Source organism: Streptomyces griseorubiginosus (assembly GCF_036345115.1).
Taxonomy (GTDB): Bacteria; Actinomycetota; Actinomycetes; order Streptomycetales; family Streptomycetaceae; genus Streptomyces; species Streptomyces griseorubiginosus_C.
Genome location: NZ_CP107766.1, coordinates 4,862,842 through 4,880,721 on the forward strand (window position 1 = coordinate 4,862,842; position 17,880 = coordinate 4,880,721).

Genomic DNA, 17,880 nt, shown 5'->3' on the forward strand with positions numbered 1-17,880 from the left:
GAGGACTTGCGGCCAGGGACGACCAGATCAAGCCGCACACGAGCCAACGGGCCCACGCGCGCTGGTCCTTGGTTGATCTGTGTGCTTCCCTGAGATGAGAACTGCACAGCGCCAGCTGAACGAGAACTGCACAGCGCCACCTCTTCCGCGACTGGGCGTCCGGGTGCCCGGTTGCGGCCCGACGCAGGTTGACATGCGCGAGTCCGGGAACCACGGCCGGAGTTCGCGGGACTAGCGACACGGGGGGTTCATGGAGACGTCAGGGACTGACGTGGAGTTCGACTTCGACGTGGTGAACCTCAGCGGTTCCGCTGACGTAGATATGGACGAGTTGCCCACAAGCGCCCTGGGCGGGTCCATTCGAAGGGTTCGGCGGGACACGCTGGAGCACCGCGCACTGAACGTGTCCATGTTCCAGTCGGCGCTCTGACGCGGGCTCCCAGGCAGCGGGGCCCGCGTGGCAGGAGGTGGCACGTGCGTGATGCGAACCCCTTCGTCGAGTGGATAGTGAAGGTGGCGCAGCCATGCAACCTTGCCTGCGACCACTGCTACGTCTACGAGCTGCTCGACCACTCCTGGCAGGACAAGCCGGCGGTGATGGCGAACGCAACCGCGGCCCAACTCGCCCGCCGCATAAGCGAACACGCCCGGCGGCACGCCCTGCCCCGGGTCCGGGTGGTCCTGCACGGGGGTGAGCCGCTGCTGGCCGGCCGGTCCCGAATCGAACACCTTCTGGAAGTCCTGAGCGAGGGGCTGCGCGGCACAGCTGTTTGTGATATCTCCGTGCAGAGCAATGTGACACTTCTGAATCCCTCATGGATGGACCTGTTCCGCCGGCACGGGGTGTCGGTGGGCGTCAGTCTTGACGGCGGTCGTGAGGCCAACGACCGTCACAGGCGTGCCAAGAACGGACGGAGCAGCTACGACTCCGTCCAGAGAGGGTTGGAACTCTTGCGGAGGCCCGAGAACAAGGCGCTGTTCGCGGGCCTGTTGTGCACGGTCGACCTCGCCAACCCGCCGCTCGAGGTCTACGAGGCGCTGCTCGCGCACGAACCCCCGGCCGTCAACTTCCTGCTCCCGCACGCCACATGGGAACACCCGCCGCCCGGCCACGATCCGCATCGAACGCCGTACGCGAACTGGCTGCTGGAAGTGTTCGAGAGGTGGTACTCGGCGCCGCGCCAGGAGACCAGGATCCGGCTGTTCGAGGACCTGATGGACCTCGCGCTCGGCGGTCACGTCCACTCGGAGAGCATCGGACTGGCCGACACCGACTTCCTCGTCGTGGAGAGCGACGGCTCGATCGAACTGGCCGACTCGCTCAAGGTGACGGCGCATGGCGGCCCCGCCACCGGGCTCGACATCTTCGCGCAGGACTTCGACTCCGTCGCGCGGCACCCGGTCGTGGCCGACGCCCGCCGCGGGGGCCTGAGCGCGCTCGCCGACGTCTGCCGGGGCTGCGAAGTGGTGCGGATATGCGGTGGCGGACTGCGCGCGCACCGCTTCCACCCCCGCACCGGTTTCTCGAATCCGAGCGTCTACTGCGCGGACCTGCGCGTGCTGACCACACACATCCGCGACCGCGTGGTGGCCGATGCCACCGCCCTGCTCGGGAGCGCCTCATGACGGCCCCGGCGACCCTGCGGATGACCGCGGAGGACTTCGCGGGCCTGGCGGGCTGCCGGCCCTCCCCGACCGCCCTGCGCGTTCTGAGGGACGGTCAGATCTCCCGCCGTCTGCTGATGCTGATGGACGTGGCCGCGGCGGCCCGGAGCAGAGCACCGGAGTTCTGGGAGTCGCGGGGCGCGGCGGCCTGGGAGCTGTGCTCCCGGGCGCGCAGAGCGGATGTCCGGGCCTTCGAGGCCGTACTGCTCCATCCGCACGTGGGTGTGTGGCTGGGCCGCTGCATGCGCGCCCTGGACGGTCCGCGTCCCGCCGCGCGGGCGGGCACGCACCTCGCCCGGCTCGGCGGCCTGGCCGCGGCCGCGGCGTTACGCGCGGGGCTGCGCCCGCAGCTGGCCCTGCCGGCCCCGGACTCGCTCCTGTGGCTGCCCACGCTCGGCGTCGTCCGGTTACCCGGGGACGCGGTCGAGGCGCGCTTGCGCGGTGACGTACTGGAGCCGGGCGGGCGCCTGCCGGCCCCGGGACAGTGGGACGGGTCGCCACGGTGGGGAGAGTCGCAGCAGTGGGACGAGTCGGCGGCGCACGGCACGGCCTGGTGCGCGCCGCGTCGCCTCGTCGTCCACGGCCCGCAGGGCACGCCGCCGTTGTCGGTGGTCCTGGAGGACTTCGATCCGTACCGGGACGCGCACGGTCACCGGGTGCTGCCCGGTCGGACGGCCGGGGACCTGCGTGCCTGGCAGGCGTCGGTGGCCTCGGCCTGGGACGTGCTGACCCGGCTGCTCCCGGACCGGGCCGAGGCATGTGCCTCGCTGTGGTCGTCACTGGTGCCCCTGCGGCCTCCGGAGACCGGTGAGGGCGTGAGTTCCTCGGCGCGGGAGGCGTACGGGGCGATCGCCGCCTCCTTCACCAGCGATCCGGTACAGCTCGCGGAGACCGTGGTGCACGAAAGCGCGCACATCGCCTTCGGAGCCCTCGCCGATCTGACCGATCTCTGGGATCCCGAGGACGCGACCCTGCTTCCGGTCGGCTGGCGGGAGGACCTGAGGCCGATCGGGTCCGCCCTCACGGGCACTCACGCCCACTTGGCGCTCCTCGAGTTCTGGCGTCGGCGCGGGCAGGAGGTGAGCGGCGGACAGGCGTGTGCGGCGCGGGACCGGTTGCGGCACTACGGCGTCCAGGTCGTCAAGGCCCTGCGGCTTCTCCAGGCCCATCGGCCGCTCCCGCCCATGGGCCGGCACTTCGTTTCGATCATGGTGGCCGAGGCGGCGCGCTGTGGCTTCTCCCTGCCCCCGCCGCCCTCCGCCCGCCCCCTCCGCGCATCACACCATCGGGTGGCATTGCGGGAGACGCTGGACCTCGGGCGACGGCGCGCAGCGTCCACGTCCGCCCAGGAAGTGGCGGCCTTCGCGGTGCGTTCACCGGGTTGCCGAGCCACGACTGTCGACGAGACGACACCGGGGGCGGGCTGATATATGAGGACGCGGTGGCACGGCGGAGAAGCGACGGCGCGGCGGACGGCCGCGAACGCACAGGGAGCGGCGAGACCGCGCGGTACGGCGGCACCATCAGATTTTCGCCATGTCCGGAACAAGCATCGACGTGGTGGGGCTGGTGGTGACGAGTCGCGTGGCATGTGCTCCGCCTGCGCCCGGCGCGTCGACCGACCCGGCCCGTCTGCGGACCGCGTCGCACGGGAGCAGTCGTGAGCCACTTCTACTTGAGTCACGTTCGCACGGTCGACGAGGAGTGGGTCGCGGCGTTCTTTCACGACCTCTGCAGGGCGGTGGCCCAGCGGACCGGGCGCTCGCCCGAGGCCGTGGGCGTGCGCGGGAAACCGCAGTCGTCCGACGTGTCGGTGGATCTGCTGGGCCGGTCCACCGTCCTCGTCGTGCTGCACTCACCGCGGTACTTCAGTCAGTCGTACTGCCGGGCCGAGCTGTCCTACTTCCAGCGGCGCCTGAACATGCAGCGGTCCCGCACGGGCCGCAGCGCCGACGCGGTCGTACCCGTGATGTGGGAACCCGACTTCACGCACCCGTTGGAGAGTGTCGTCCCGTATCCGCCCCTCGGCCCGCGCTCGGAGGCCTACCGGCGTGACGGGCTGCTGCACCTGCTGCGGCTGAAGGCGCGCTACCGGTCCGAGTACGAGGAAGTGCTGACGGCGGTCGCCGACCGGATCGTCGCGGCCGCGGAGCAGCTGCCCGAGGTGCACGGGTTCGACGCGAGCGGCAGTCATTCGCCCGTCGGCGCCCCCCAGCCCGTGGGCAGCCAGGAGGTCAGCTTCGTCGTCGCGTCCTCGGCGAAGGAGGACGTGCCCGGAGAACGGCACTCCCGCCAGTACTACGGAAAGACGGTCCTGGACTGGTCCCCCTACGCCCCGGGGGAGCACGAGGCCCTGGTCGCACTGGTGAAGAACACCGCCACCGCGCTGGACTTCACCGCCAACGTGCTGCCGCTGGACGAGGAGAGCGTCGACCGGATCGTCCGGGAGCAGGACCCCGAGCAGCTCGTCGTGCTCCTGGTGGACGCGTGGGTGGCCCTGCGGCGGGAGGAGCACCGGCTGCTGGCCGCCGTCGACGAGCGCAATCCCGAGGCGACCACGGCGCTGGAACCGAGGGCCCGGGACGACACCGAGTCGGCCGAGTGGGCCGGCACCCTCGACGAACTCCTGGACCGCACGCTCCCCCGCATGCGGGGACGGCACAGCGAGTACGAGCGCTGGAGGCTGCTGGACGCCGAGAGCTTCACCTCGTCCCTGCGCAAGGTGCTCATCCGCCTCCAGAACGAGGCGCTCAAGTCAGTGGAGGCCGTTCAGTCGCCGGCAACGCCGACCGAAGGTCTTCACACGTTTCCCCTGCTCGGAAGGTACTCCTCATGACGTTCGCCTCGGGTGACGCCGGCACCCGCGAGTCCGGCACGATCGTCACGTTCTACTCCTTCAAGGGTGGAACCGGTCGCACCATGGCCCTGGCGAACGTGGCCTGGATCCTGGCCAGCAACGGAAAACGTGTACTGGCCATGGACTGGGACCTGGAGGCGCCGGGGCTGCACCGCTACTTCGCCCCCTTCCTCGGCGACCCGGAGCTGCGCTCCACCCCCGGTGTCATCGACCTGATCCGCGAGTTCGACCTCGCCAGGCCCAGGCCGGCCGGGGGCGACTACAGCCGGCAGGCCCGGGTGGAGCGCTTCGCCTCCGCGCTGACGTGGAGCTTCGACAGCGGCGGCTACGTCCTGTTCGTGTCGCCCGGCCGGCGGACTCCGGAGTACTCCGAGAAGATCAACACCTACGACTGGCAGGGGTTCTACGAGCAGCGCGACGGAGCGGCCTTCCTGCGTGCCCTGCGCGAGGACATGCGCGCCAACTACGACTACGCCCTGATCGACAGCCGCACGGGCTGGAGCGACACCTCCGGCATCACGACGGTGCTGATGCCGGACGTCCTGGTCAACTGCTTCACGCTGAACACCCAGTCGGTGGACGGCAGCGCCAGCGTGGCCGCGGACGTCCGGCGGGCCGCCCCGCACGTCAAGATCTTCCCCGTCCCCATGCGGGTGGAGGACGCCGAGCAGGAGAAGCTGGCCATCAGCCGCGGGCACGCCCGCCACCGCTTCCAGGAGTTCCTGAAGGACACGCCCCGGGCGGCCGACCCCGACGGCTACTGGGGCTCCGTGGAGATCCCCTACAAGCCCTTCTACGCGTACGAGGAGGTGCTGGCCACCGTCGCGGACACGCCCCGCCAGCCGGCCTCCCTGCTGGGCGCCTACGAACGCCTCACCTCGGTCATCACGGACGGTCAGGTCACCGCCCTGCGGCCGGTCGAGGAACCGGTGCGCAGGCAACTGCTCGCCCGCTTCCAGCGGGTCCCGGTGCCCGGGGGGCGGCTGGTGCCGCGGGTGCGGATCGACTACGCGCTGCGCGACGGCGCCTGGGCGGAGTGGGTCGAGGCCCAGCTCCAGGTCGCCGGAGTGGCCGTGGGGCTGCGCGGGAGCAGTCCCTCCATGCCGCTGTCCAGCGGACCCGCGGACGCCGCCGACGTGGTCATCGCCCTGCTCTCCCCCGACTTCGCCACCACACCGGTCGCCGACGAGGTGCGCGCTCTCGCGGCGGCACCCGACGGCCCCAAGATCATCGGACTGCGCACCCGGGAGCACCAACCGGAGTCCGCCCTGCGAGGGCTGCCGGGATTCAGCCTCGTGGACACCTCGGCCGCGCAGGTCCTGAGCAAACTCTTCGGCCTGCTGGAACTCGAGGCGGCGGCCCCCACGGTCAGCGAGGACCTCACCTATCCGGGCCGCGTTCCCCGTATTTTCAACGTGCCGCGCCGCAACAACGCCTTTACCGGCCGCGACATTCAATTGGACCGTTTGAGGTCCGAACTGGGTGCCGAGTCACTCCGCCCGGACACGCCTGTGGGCAGGGTTTTCCTGTACGGCCTCGGAGGCATCGGCAAAACTCAGATCGCGCAGGAGTACGTCCACCGGTACGGTTCCCAGTACGACCTCGTGCACTGGATCCCGGCTGAACAGCCCACCAGGATCCCCCAGCTCCTCGCGGAGCTTGGGCTGGAATTGGGAATTCCGGGCGACACGGTCGACGAACGCGCCCAGGCAACCATGACGGCGCTGAAAAACAATGATTATGGTCGCTGGTTGCTGGTTTTCGACAACATCACCGAAAGCCAGGACACGGAAGGTGAGAACCAACTCAGGGACGAGGGAGACACGACGGTGAAGCGGTACCTTCCCGCCGAGGGGCCGGGGCACGTCATTCTCACCGCCCGGCGTTCCCCCCATGAGGAGAACCAGATCTCCGTGGAGGTCGACGCCTTCAACAGGTCCGAGAGCATCGCCCTGCTGCGCCGCAGGGTCGACGGGCTGTCGGCCGAGGACGCGGACCGGATCGCCGAGACGCTCGGTGACTTCCCGATGGCCATGGAGATCGCGGCGGCCTGGCTGCGCCAGACGGCGATGCCCCTGGACACCTACCTCGACCGGGTCAACAGCCAGGTCAGCGCGGTTCTGAACGGGGCCGGCAACACCGGGGACAGCCAGCAGGAATCCCTCCTCGCGGTCTGGCGGCTGACCGTCGACCGGCTGGGCAGCGAACGCCCCGCGGCCGTACGGCTCCTCGAACTCTGCGCCTTCCTGTCCCCCGAGCCGATCGCGCACTCCCTGCTCTACAGCGACGCCATGCGCAACCGGCTCGCCGAGGAGACCGGCGACGAGTCGGTCCTCGACCCCATGGTGATGGGCTACCTGATCCGGGACCTCGGCCGCTACGCGCTCGCCACCGTCGATCAGCAGAGCGGCTCCATCCAGGTCCACCGACTGGTCCAGGCCGCCGTACGCGAATGGCTGAAGGAGGACAGCGAACGCGAGGAGCGGACCCGGCGTCAGGCGCAACTGGTGCTGGCGGGAGCGCTGCCCTCGGCCGTCTCGGCGGAGGACAGCCCGCAGGCCAGGCAGCGGTTCGCGGAGCTGCTGCCGCACCTGGAACCCTCCGGGGCGCTGTCCAACACCGACGCCCGGGTGTGCGAGTGGGTCATCCGCCAGGTCCGCAACCAGTGGCGGATCGGGGACCACCGGGCCGCCGTCGCCCTCGGGCAGAAGGCACTCGACGTCTGGACGGGGTCCCTGGGCGCCGACCACCACCTCAGGCTGCGGCTGGCCGCCCAGGTGGCCAACCCGCTGCGCTCCCTGGGCCGTTACCGGGAGGCCCACGAACTCGACGCCGACACGCTCCAGCGCCAGCGCGAGCAGCTCGGCGAGGACGACGGCTACACGCTGATGACGGCCCGCAACTACGGCGCCGACCTCCGTGGCCTCGGCCGCTACCAGGAGGCGTACGCCGAGGACCGCAGGACCTACGAGCTGTATCTGAACAGCCCGCACTTCGGCCTCGACCACGAGGACACCCTGCGGGCCGCACACAACCTGGGCGTCTCGCTCCTGTTGGCCGGTCAGCCCTCGGGAGCCCTGGAGCGGGCCACGGAGACCTATCAGAGGTCCCGTCAGTCCCTGGGCCTGCAACACGTGCTCACCTGGGCCTTCGCCGGTGGTGTGGCTTTGGACCGGCGGGAGACGGGTGACTACCAGGGCTCCCTCGACCTGCTCTACGAGGTGCGCAAACGCTTCGTGGGCCTGCTCGGCGACAAGGCCGACGACGTGCTGCGCACCGACGCGTCCCTCGCGGTGACCCAGCGCCGCCTCGGCAACTACGCGGAGGCGGAGGCCCTGACGCGCTCCACCCTGAACGTGTACCGGCAGCGCTACGGCGAGGGCCACCCGGAGACCCTGTCGTGCACGGCCAACCTGGCCTGCGACCTGCTCGCCCTGTCGCTGACGGATCCCGCGCGCGGGGCGGAGGCGGTGCACCTCGGGAAACAGAACCTCAAGCGCTATCGCGAGCGCCTCGGTACCGAGCACCCGTTCTCCTTCGCGGCCGCGACCAACCTGGTGGCCATCTTCCGGAGCCAGGGAGAGACCGACCAGGCGATGGAGCTCGCCGACGAGACGCTCCCGCTGCTCGTCCGGCGACTCGGTGACTCCCACCCCGCCACCGTGGCCTGCCGGGCCAACCGGGCCGGTGTGCTGTTCGCGCTGGGCCGGTACGAGGAGGCACTGGCCGAGGACGAGAGCGCCCGCGAGGCCTACCGCGAGCTCTACCGCAACCACCACCCGAGGGTGCTCTGCGCGGAGTTCAACGTCGCCCTGGACGGCAGCGTGATGGGCCGCGACGACGCCGAGCGCAACCTCACCGCCGCGACGCTCGCCGCCGAGCAGGAGTTCGGGCGGGATCACCCCACCGTCCGCGTGATGCGGGAGCGCAAGCGCATCGACTTCGACCTGGAGATGCCGCCGACCTGAGGCCGTGTACGCGTCCGACCCGGCCGCCCCCGTGGCGGTCGGGTCAGTTGCTCGCCGGTGTCCCGTACCGCCGTACGAAACGCCGGACGGTCCGGTTCATCTCCTCCTCGCGCCAGGCGGGCAGGCCTTCCAGGCGGGTGTGGGGGCCGGCGGTGCCGAGGAGTTCGCCGTCCACCACGAACAGGAACAGCAGCCCCTCCGGGTACGCCGTGTCGAGTGCTCTGACCAGGTCGGCGTCCGGGGGATGCGGGACGATCACGACCACCGGGCCGAAATCGTGCTCGTGTTCACGCAGGGTCTCCTCGTCGTGGATGTCGAACTCCTCCAGGAGCTCCTCACCGATGCGTTCGACCAGGTCGGTCAGGACGCCGCTGCCCGCCGTGAGCGGGACGACGAAGTGGTCCCAGGGCAGCGGCTGTTCACTGGCCCGGTGGATGTAGCGGCGGGCGGTGTCCGTGGAGAGCGCGGGCAGCACCGCGACCCTGGGGGAGCCGGAGCGCAGCACCCCGCGCATCCGGGCCGCCTCGTCCACCGGCACCCGGGCGTGGGTCACGCTCAGCTGGACGAGTTCCCGGGAGGCGTCCGGGGCCGACAGCGGGAGCAGTTCGGTGAGGGCCGCGCGCAGCGGGTCGGCGACGGGCTCGCCCGGGCGTTCCGCCAGCAGGCCGGAGGCGAGCCGGTGACGCATCAGCGGGGACAGCGTCTCCAGCGGCACCCCCAGCGTCGCACCGGCCCGGCTCAGGCTCTGCGCGTCCACCTCCCGCAGGTGGTGGACCACCCGGTGGTGCACCTTTGCCCCGCCCGACTCGGCGCGCATCAGGTCGAGTTGGGGTCTTATGTCGTGCCGTACGGCCTCGATGTCGTCCTTGCCCGGCCACTCCACCATCTGCCGCCGGTGCGGGCTGAGGGAACCCAGCCCGCTCTTCTCCAGGGCGTCCAGGGTGACTTCCGGCAGCATCAGCAGGATCACCGGGAAGCCGTCGTGCCGGTTGCGCAGTTCCGCCATGGCCAGTTCGTTCTGCACGTGCTCGGAGCGCAGGGCGTGGCTGGAGACGATCAGGAGCATGCCGTGCGCGCTGCCCATGCCGTCGGAGATGGCCGCCATCCAGTCCTGGCCCGGCACCAGCGACTCCCGGTCCACGACGACCGGTTCGCAGCCCTCCTGGTGCAGCAGTTCCTCCATGGCGCGGCGGGCCGGCCAGCAGTTGCAGTCGCAGCCGAGGGGCTCGCTGCGGCTGAGGAAGACGTGAGGGCCGGGCATGGGACTCCTCGTGGGGGCCTGGTCGGGTCAGTGAGCGGGCGGTGCGAAGGGATCCGCCGGCTCGTCCGGGGGCGGGTGGGACCGCGGGCGTAACCGGAACCAGCGGGCGCGGGCGGCACCGATCCCTACCGTGACCAGGCCGTCGGCGGCCGGGTGCAGGACGCGGGGCTCGGTCCCGGACGGACGGCCCGGGTCCTCGTGGGCGATCTCGATCAGCTCGGTCCCCGCCGGCGTCTCCGGCAGCGGGACCCGGGCGGTGACCGGGCCGCCGGCCGTGCTCGTCAGGCACAGCACGCTCTGACCGGCGTGGTCCCTGCGGAGCGCGGTCACCCCCGCGACACCGGTGGGCACCGGCTCGACCCCACCGTGGCGCAGCGCCAACTGCTCGGCGCGCGCCGCGAGCAGCGGCCGTAACGCCATGGCCGCCCGGTCGTCCGGGACCAGCAGGGAAGCGGGGACCTCATGGCAGCCGGGAAGCGCCAGCAACAGCGCCGCCCGGGGATAGGGGAGGCCCTCGGGCAGCGCCCATCCCTGATACGGCTGGTGTGTGACGGCGGCGCCGGAAGGGGGCGGCGCGTGGCGGGCGGCCTCGGGAGGCGGCGGTACGGCGGTGCCGGGGGGTGGTCCTACGGCGGCCTCGGGAGGCGGCGCTACGGCGGTTTCGGGGTCCGGAGGTGGGCCCAGGGGGAGGTGGCCGGTGGTGAGCGGGGGGTCGGAGGGGTGTGCGCCCGTTGTGACGATCGCCGCCTCCGGGTAGGCCTCCAGGAGATGGCGCAGGCGGGCCGGCAGGGCCGCCGGCCACCGGGTCGGGTCGCCGAGCCGGAGTCCGTCGACCGGTTCCTCCAGCGCGTCGTGGGCCCGCTTGAGCAGTTCGCCATAAGAGGTGTCCCCGTCCGGGGGCGGTAGTTCCGCCAGCACGCGCAGGCCCTGGTCGCGGGCCTGCGCCAGCAGTGCGGTGAACTCCTCCGAGCCAGGCGGCAGGGCGGCGGGCAGGCAGACGTGGCCGATGCCCAGGCGCCGGATCCCGGGCGGCAGCACGGCGTTCCGGGCCGGCAGCAGCACTCCGACGCTGTCCCGGATCCAGCCCGGCCCCGCCTCCTCCGGCGGGGACGGCACGGGCCCCGGCGTGAGCAGCCGGCTGCGGCCGTCCTCCGCGCGGATCTCCACCTCGCCGCCGTGCCCCGACAGCAGCAACTGCCCGCCCCCGGCCCGGTGGACCTCCCGCACCCGGAAGGGCATCGGTACCACGTCGACCGCCCCGCCCCCGGGCCACGGCAGCCGCAGCAGCCGGTCACCCCCGTCCGCGGCCACGACCAGACCGGCCTCGGGAAGTACCGCGACAGCGGACGCCGGCGCGGGCAGCGAACCCAGCGCGGGCGGCTCGGTCACGGCATCCGCCGTACCGCCCCGCACACCGTGGAGCCGCCCGTCCGCCGCCCCCCACACCAACGCTCCCGACTCCGGGTCGCCCGACAGCGCGGTGACCGCCGCCGTCCGCCAACGGCCTGCGACCGTGCCCGAGACCAGGTCGTGGAGGGTCACGCCGCCGTCCGCGTCCGCCGCGGCCACCAGGCCCGCCCGGGCCGAGCACCACAGCCGTACCACCGGGGCGGGGTGCGGGAGGACGCGCAGGATCCGGTCGGGGTCGCCGTCGTCGACGAGGAGGACGTCGCCGCCGGTGGCCAGGCACAGGGCCGCGCGGTCCGCCGTGCGGGACCAGCCCACGGCCGTCGGTTGCAGGGACAGGGGGTGCAGGACCGCGTCGGCGGTGCCGTCGACGGCCGTCGTCACCACGTGCAGGCCCTTGCCGCTGACCACCGCCGTGGCCGCGGGGCCCGCGTCGGCGACCGCGAGCAGCCGTGGCTGGTCGGGGAGTTCGACCGGGAGCACGGACTCGCCGTCGTCGATCCGCAGCACGGTCCGGCCGTCGGAGCTCGTCGCGGCCGCCGCCCGGGAGCCCGACCGGGCGCACAGCACGGTGCCGCCCAGCTCCGCCTGCGCGGCCAGGAGCCTGCCGTCCGCGCGGGCCTCGGCGGCCACGCTCAGGTTCAGCGCGGTGTGTTCGCCGTCGTGCAGGTCCAGTTCGTGCCACTGGGCGCCCGGCAGCGCGCCGCGCAGGCGCAGCCGGACCCGGCCCGCGCCGCTCGCCCCGCAGACCAGCGCGCCCCGCTCCGGGGGCCGGCTGAGGACCAGGCCGTCCGCCGTCGCCCGGACCCCGATGTCCACCTCGCTGTGGACCAGGGCCCGTACCGTCCGGATCTCCTCGGCGTCGGCGTCGGCCCGGGTCACCAGGGCGCGCGGCGGTTCCATGCCCAGCCGCTCCGCCGCCATCACCTGGAGCCGCCAGGCCGGCAGCGACTGCCGTACGGCCTGCGGCAGCCGGGGGAGGAAGCGCAGGATCCAGCGGCTGGCCTCGGCCGCCGGGCCGCCCTCGGCGAGCACCTGCCGGAAGAGCGGGGCCAGGGTCCGTTCGATCCCGGCTTCGGAGGGCGGTGGTCCGACGGTCGCCGACCACAGCAGTTCCTCGAAGCCGCGGACGAGGGGCGGTGCGCCGCGGTGGGCGGCGCGGGTGAAGTCACGGACCGAGTGGAGCAGGCCCGGGTCGTGCTCGTACAACTGCCGTCGCAGTTCGGCGCTGACCTCCGGGTACAGCACCAGGGCGCGGCTGTCGGCGGCCTCCACCAGCGGTGAGAAGGACAGCCGGGCCTCCAGACCGGTGCCGCTGTCGGGGGCGAACCGGAGCCGGGCGCCGCGCAGGAAGTACGGCTCGGCCTGGGCGGCCAGGCACAGCGAGCGGGCCAGCCGCACCACGTCGGGCTGGTGCCGGCGCTGTTCCGCGATCAGCCGGTGGGCGCCGCGGTCGGGTGCCGCCGTCATCGCGGCTGTCCGCCCCGCCGCGGGTCCCGGCGGGCGGTGGTCTGCGCGAACCGTACGGACACCCGGCGGTCCAGCGGGACCAGCGCGACCGTCCGCCGCACGGTCGCCGGGTACTCCTCGGCCGGATAGGGCGTCAGACACACGACGGGGCAGCCCGCCTCCCGCAGCCGCCGCAGATACGGCAGCCAGCTCGCCGGCGAGGAGTGGTGGCGGCCGGGCAGCGGCGGCTGGAGGTGTCCGAGGTCGGACAGCAGCAGCACGGGCTGCCCGGCCGGCGGCACCGGGTGGGGGCGCCAGCTGCGCCCGCGGTCCTGGCTGACACCCTGGGCGATCCGCAGGTCCAGCACCCGCAGCCCGCCCGGCGGCAGGATGCGGGCGGCGAGCCGGGTGATCCACTCCTGGTCGTGCCGGAAGGGCCGCATCGACTCGCCGCGGTCGAGCAGCAGCAGCGCGCCGGCCCGGGTGGTGGACCGCTGCCGGTAGGGCACCCGCGGCCGGCCGACCCGGCCTCCGGCCAGACCGCGCACCACCAGCTCCACCAGCCGGGGGTGGTCGACCACCCGCCCGGTCGTGTACGTACTGGCCACCGCGAGGAAGAGGGCCCGTTCGGTGCGCGGGTCCCACGGCGGGGCGGGCAGGGGCGGGCTCGCCGGCCAGGGCAGCTCGAACGCCTCGGCCCGGCCGAGGAGTTCCGCGGTGCCGTCCTCCAGCGGGTCGGAGGGAGCGAGCTCGTGCCGCAGCGGCGGCTCCGCCCCCAGGCCGACCGCCGACCGCGCCCCCCGCACGAGGAGCAGCGAACCGCCGGTGGCCGTGCGGGCGGGCGGGGTGGGTGACTGGTCGCCGGGGATCGGGGCGGCGGGGGTTGGGGCGCCGGGGTCCAGGCCGCCGGGGTTCGGACCGGTCGGAACGGCGTCCGGGCCCGGTGGGTCGGTGGCCGGGCCGGCTGGGAAGGCGTACCGGCCTGTCGGGAGGGCGGTCCGGTCGGTTGGGAAGGCGTTCGGTCCGGTCGGGAGGGCGGTCCGGTGGGTGCTGAGGGCGGACGGGTCCCCGGTGTACGGCGCCGAGTCGCTGTCTGCCGGGCCGGACCGCCGCGTCAGACGTGCCGGTCCGGTGTCGCCTCGCCGGTCCGGTCCGGCGCCGTTGCGGGAGCGGGGCGCGCGGGCGGTCGTACGGTCGTCCCGGGACGGCCGTCCCGTGCTCGCGGCACGTCGGTCCGGGCCGCCGGACGGGGTGCCCCCAGTGGCGGCGCCGGTGCCGGCGGGCAGGTCGAGGCCCAGGGTCGCCGCGAGGGCCGCCAGGCCGTCCGGGTCGGAGATCCGCAGGGCCCGGGCCGTGCGCAGCAGGTCGCCCAGCCGGGCCGGGCCTCCCGAGGTCATACCGCGGAGACCTGGTCGGGGGAGGCCTTCACCATGGCGAGCCCCGCGACCGCCCGCCACTCCGGCGACTCGGCCGTCAACTCCAGCTGGCGGCAGGCGCGCAGGGTGTCCAGGAACTCGGCGGTGCTCGCCGCGGGCCGGGCGCCCATCGACTCGCTCTCGAACAGATCGGCCAACTCCTGGGTGAGGGCCTCGTCGTAGGCGTCCCCCATGTGCAACCGGGCCACCTTCAACAGGTGTTCGCGGCCCGGCGGCCGCAGCCGCAGCAGGATGCAGCGGCGCAGGAAGGCGGCTGACAGCTCCCTCTCCTCGTTGCTCGTGATCACCACGAGGGGGGCGCCGGTGTCCCCGGCGGCGGTCACCGTGCGGCGGTCCGGGCCCACGAAACGGAGGTTGTTGAGCGGATCGAGCAGGGCGTCCGGGACGTCGGGATCGGCCTTGTCGATCTCGTCGATGAGCACCACCGCGGGCCGGTCGCGCAGTGCGGGCGCGCCTTCCTCGTCCATGGCCGGATCGAGTGCCTTCCACAGGGGGCCGGGCCGGAAGTAGGCCCGCGAACCGGGGTCCTGGAGCGTGCCCTGGGTGGCGTCGTTGAGCTGGCGGAAGGCCTCCTCGCGCCACAGCAGGTCGTGCGGTTCGGTGCGGGCGGTGACCACCTCCGCGTAGTAGCGGAAGCGCATCAGCCGGGCCACGTTCGGCGCGAGCGCCGACTTCCCGGAGCCCGGGGGGCCCAGCACGAGCAGCGGACGGCCGGACGCCAGCGCGACGTTGACGGCGAGGACGGTCGGGTCGTCGAAGAGGTAGACCTGCTCGTCGAGACGGTCGGTGCCGCGGGCGGGCGTGGGGCGGGGCGGCGCGGGTGCACCGCTGTCCGCGGGTGTGCCGGCGTCCGGTGCGGACGTACCGCCCTCGGGTGCGGGCGCACGGCCGTCGGGTGCGGGCGCACGGAGGTCCGGTGCGGGCCTGTCCGTCTCCTCGCCCGGGTCGAAAAGCCTGATCAAGCCTACTGTCCCCCCATCGGCGGCCCACGGCTCCGGTGACCGCCCTCGTTGCACTCTTCCCCATGGCGCCCGCCGTCACTACACCGTCGGTGAATATGGCCGACAGCCAGGTCGTCAGCCGTGCGGGCGGGGCCGTATCCGGATCTCCGGGAACGCCGTGCCGGGCACGGCCGGTACGACGGCCGGGCGGGTGCGCGGGCCGGCGGTCACCAGGTCCACCCGGCTCAGCCAGAACGCCCGGCGCAGGCACTCCGGTACGGGCAGATCCGGCCACGGGTCGACGTCGAGGAACATCACCGCCGAGGACTCCAGAGCCGTCAGGTCCCGCAGGTTCGGGCAGCGCAGCACCCGGACCGACCGCAGCGACCGGCAGCCGCCCAGCTCGGGCAGGGCGACCAGCGACGGGTCGTCCGCGAGGACCAGTGAGCGCAGCCCGGGCAGTTTCGGCAGTGCCTCGGACAGCCCGTCGACCGGTCCGGAGCAGCGCAGTTCCGGCACGGCGGTGCCGGCCCGCAGCAGGGCGCGCACCTCGGCGGACGACCGTACGCCGACACGCCGTACCCCCGCACCGCGTACGGCAGGACGCGGCGGGCTGCCCGCCGACAGCCGTCGCGGTGGGCCGCCCGGTGCCGCCAGGACACTGCGGGCGGTGCCGGTGCCGGTCTCGGCGGCCCGCAACTGGGCCAGCAGCTCGGCGAGTTCGGGTGAGGGGTGGCGGCGCAGCAGTGCGTCGGTGTCGGTGCCGGGGGTGTGCACCAGGTGGTGGGCGGCCAGGAAGGTCCTGACCCCGGGGCTCGGGAAGGCCACGGTGTCCGGGCCGGGACGGAACACCACGCCCGCGCGGTCGGCGAGCGCTGCCAGGAGGCGTTCGGGTGCGGTGGAGTCGGTGGAGCGGGGGGCGCGCAGGGCGTTCAGCGCGGTGGACAGCGGGATGCGGGAGCCGTCCAGTCCGAGGGCGGCGACGGCCAGCCGGCCGGAGGCCGCCCGCAGCACGCTGTCCGGCACCTGGTCGGCGGCGGGCGCGGGCGCGGGGAGGGCGGCCGGACCTGCCGTGTCCTCGCGCGGTCTGCGCCACACCGCCGAGACACCGGCGCGCAGCAGGCGGTGCCGGGGGACCTGGCCGGGCGTGACCGAGGCGGCCGCCGCCCGCAGCATCGCCACGGCGGCGGCCGGCCGCCCGGCGACCCCGGCCAGCAGAGGATCTGTGCCGAGCGTCGGGGCGGGGAGGGCAGCCCGGTCCGCGAGGTCTCCCCGGTCTCCGGAGGCCTGCGCGGCACCGGAGTTCAGGAGGGCCCTGAGGTCGGTCGGGGACAGGGGTTCCAGGCCTACTATCCGGAAGTCACCGCCGAGCCGGGACCAGGGCACCCCGGTGCCGTTCGTGGCGATGACGCACGGCGCCCGGGGGTGGGCCTCCAGCAGCCGCAGGAGCCACTCCCAGACGGCGGCACGGTTGCCCGCGGGCACCGCGTCCAGGTCGTCCACGGCCAGGAAGGCACGCCCGGACCGCAGTTGCCGAGCGGCCCACCCGGCCGGTTCCGCCGCGGCGGCCGACGGAGCGAGCGTCGGCACCATCCCGTCCAGCCGGGGCAACGCCCCGGACCGCGCCGACAGTACGAAGGGGATCCGGCACCCCCAGGGCGGTCGGACGGGCGCCGCCTCGCCGAGCGGCCACCCCGTGCCGGGCGACTCAGCCGGGTCACCGTCCACGTCCTGCCCGTCCGTCTCCTCCCAGTCCGCCGATTCGCCCACCCCGGCCCGCTCCCGTACGGCATCCAGGCTCGGTCTCGGCGCGGTCCGTGCCCGCCCCGGCGTCCGGTCGGCCAGCGCCCCGGCGACGAGCCGGGCGAGTTCCGTGCTGTGGCCGGAGCCGGAGGGATCGACCAGGAGGATGCGGCGCCCCAGGTCAGGCAGGAGGTCCACGGGCAGGGGGGAGGGGGAGGGCAGGGCGCCGGAGCCCGGTCCGGAGTCGTCACGGTCCACGTGTCCGTCGTCGAGGTACCCGCCACCCACCTCCTGGCTACCCACTGAGCCGCGGAGGACCAGCGTGCGGGTGATCGGTCGTGCGGGCAGGGGCGATGCCGTCACCTCCGCGCGGAAGCGTTCCGTGAAGGCCGCGTCGTCCGCCGACAGTGCGTCGGGGGCCTCCCCGGCGAAGCCGTAGCCGTCGTCCAGTTCGGGCGCGGGCGCCCCGGCCGCGGCCATCGCGCGCATGCGGGCCGCGATCCCGTCGAGCACCCGGTCCAGCACCGCGCGGTACCGCGGGGCCTGCATGGTCAGCAGCGCCAGCCCCAGCGAGCGGTACTCGGCCGGCTGCCCAGCGGAGAACACGTCGGCCGTCTCGACCGGCCCCGGCAGCCGCCGGTCCACCGGCTCCCAGACCAGCGGCAGGACCGGCTGCGGGGCGACGCCGGTCCGGGCCTGCCCCAGGCTCCGGCGCAACGCCAGCACCGCCCAGTCCCGCTGGGCCGGGCCCTCGTTGAAGTACGCCGGACTGCACAGGGCCAGCACGATGTCCGCCGTACCGACGCCGTACGAGCCCTCCTCCGGTCCGCCGGCCGCGGCGGGCGGGGGCACGAGACGGTGGAACCGAGGCCCGCTCCCGGTGTCCAGACGCCGTCTCAGCTCGTCCAGGAACCGCGCGACCCAGGCCTCGTCCCTGCCGTGCGCGTAGCTGACGGCATAGCGGTACACGGGCACCATCTCATCCCCCGGTTTGTGGCTTGCGTACCTCGTTTCCAGTTTCGCACGAGGCCGGGCGACCGGCCGTGGCACAATCCTGGCCATCAACTCGTAACCATTCAGGGTTTATTGGCGAATTGTCAGGTACAATGCCCAATGTGTCCGTAGGGGTGCCGCCCCTGGGAAAGAAGCAGGC

The 17,880-nt window shown here is 73.5% G+C and carries 10 protein-coding genes; 5 read left to right on the plus strand and 5 right to left on the minus strand.

Going from position 1 to position 17,880, the window contains the following annotated elements:
* Positions 1–271: 271 nt before the first annotated feature.
* From fxsA to fxsT, 5 genes are all read left to right on the plus strand, one after another.
* Positions 272–430: an FxSxx-COOH cyclophane-containing RiPP peptide gene (gene fxsA, locus OHN19_RS21905; RefSeq protein ID WP_330294120.1), complete on the plus strand. Its 159-nt coding sequence runs from the start codon at positions 272–274 to the stop codon at positions 428–430.
* A gap of 44 nt (positions 431–474) precedes the next feature.
* The gene (locus tag OHN19_RS21910) at positions 475–1,626 is read left to right on the plus strand and encodes an FxsB family cyclophane-forming radical SAM/SPASM peptide maturase (RefSeq protein ID WP_330265818.1); all 1,152 of its coding nucleotides are present in this window, start codon (positions 475–477) and stop codon (positions 1,624–1,626) included.
* Entirely contained in the window at positions 1,623–3,092 is a 1,470-nt protein-coding gene (locus OHN19_RS21915; RefSeq protein WP_330265819.1) for an aKG-HExxH-type peptide beta-hydroxylase, read from the plus strand. Before OHN19_RS21910 ends, OHN19_RS21915 begins: the two co-directional genes overlap by 4 nt.
* A gap of 233 nt (positions 3,093–3,325) precedes the next feature.
* Positions 3,326–4,501 carry an FxsC protein gene (gene fsxC / locus OHN19_RS21920; protein ID WP_330294121.1) on the plus strand — a complete coding sequence of 392 codons (1,176 nt, stop codon included), beginning with the start codon at positions 3,326–3,328 and terminating at the stop codon, positions 4,499–4,501.
* Positions 4,498–8,490 carry an FxSxx-COOH system tetratricopeptide repeat protein gene (gene fxsT, locus OHN19_RS21925; protein ID WP_330265821.1) on the plus strand — a complete coding sequence of 1,331 codons (3,993 nt, stop codon included), beginning with the start codon at positions 4,498–4,500 and terminating at the stop codon, positions 8,488–8,490. Before fsxC ends, fxsT begins: the two co-directional genes overlap by 4 nt.
* 43 nt (positions 8,491–8,533) lie before the next feature.
* On the opposite strand, the gene OHN19_RS21930 is transcribed toward fxsT, so the two are convergent.
* The 5 genes from OHN19_RS21930 to OHN19_RS21950 form a co-directional block, all read right to left on the minus strand.
* Complete coding sequence (locus OHN19_RS21930; RefSeq protein WP_330265822.1) at positions 8,534–9,751, minus strand: toll/interleukin-1 receptor domain-containing protein; 1,218 nt, start codon at positions 9,749–9,751, stop codon at positions 8,534–8,536.
* A 27-nt stretch (positions 9,752–9,778) separates the two neighbouring features.
* Positions 9,779–12,628 carry a hypothetical protein gene (locus tag OHN19_RS21935; protein ID WP_330265823.1) on the minus strand — a complete coding sequence of 950 codons (2,850 nt, stop codon included), beginning with the start codon at positions 12,626–12,628 and terminating at the stop codon, positions 9,779–9,781.
* On the minus strand, positions 12,625–14,004 hold the full coding sequence (locus OHN19_RS21940; protein ID WP_330265824.1) for a hypothetical protein: 1,380 nt from the start codon (positions 14,002–14,004) through the stop codon (positions 12,625–12,627). Before OHN19_RS21940 ends, OHN19_RS21935 begins: the two co-directional genes overlap by 4 nt.
* Complete coding sequence (locus OHN19_RS21945) at positions 14,001–15,005, minus strand: MoxR family ATPase (RefSeq protein WP_330265825.1); 1,005 nt, start codon at positions 15,003–15,005, stop codon at positions 14,001–14,003. Before OHN19_RS21945 ends, OHN19_RS21940 begins: the two co-directional genes overlap by 4 nt.
* A 114-nt stretch (positions 15,006–15,119) precedes the next feature.
* Positions 15,120–17,705 carry a large ATP-binding protein gene (locus OHN19_RS21950; protein ID WP_330265826.1) on the minus strand — a complete coding sequence of 862 codons (2,586 nt, stop codon included), beginning with the start codon at positions 17,703–17,705 and terminating at the stop codon, positions 15,120–15,122.
* Between the last annotated feature and the right edge of the window lie 175 nt (positions 17,706–17,880).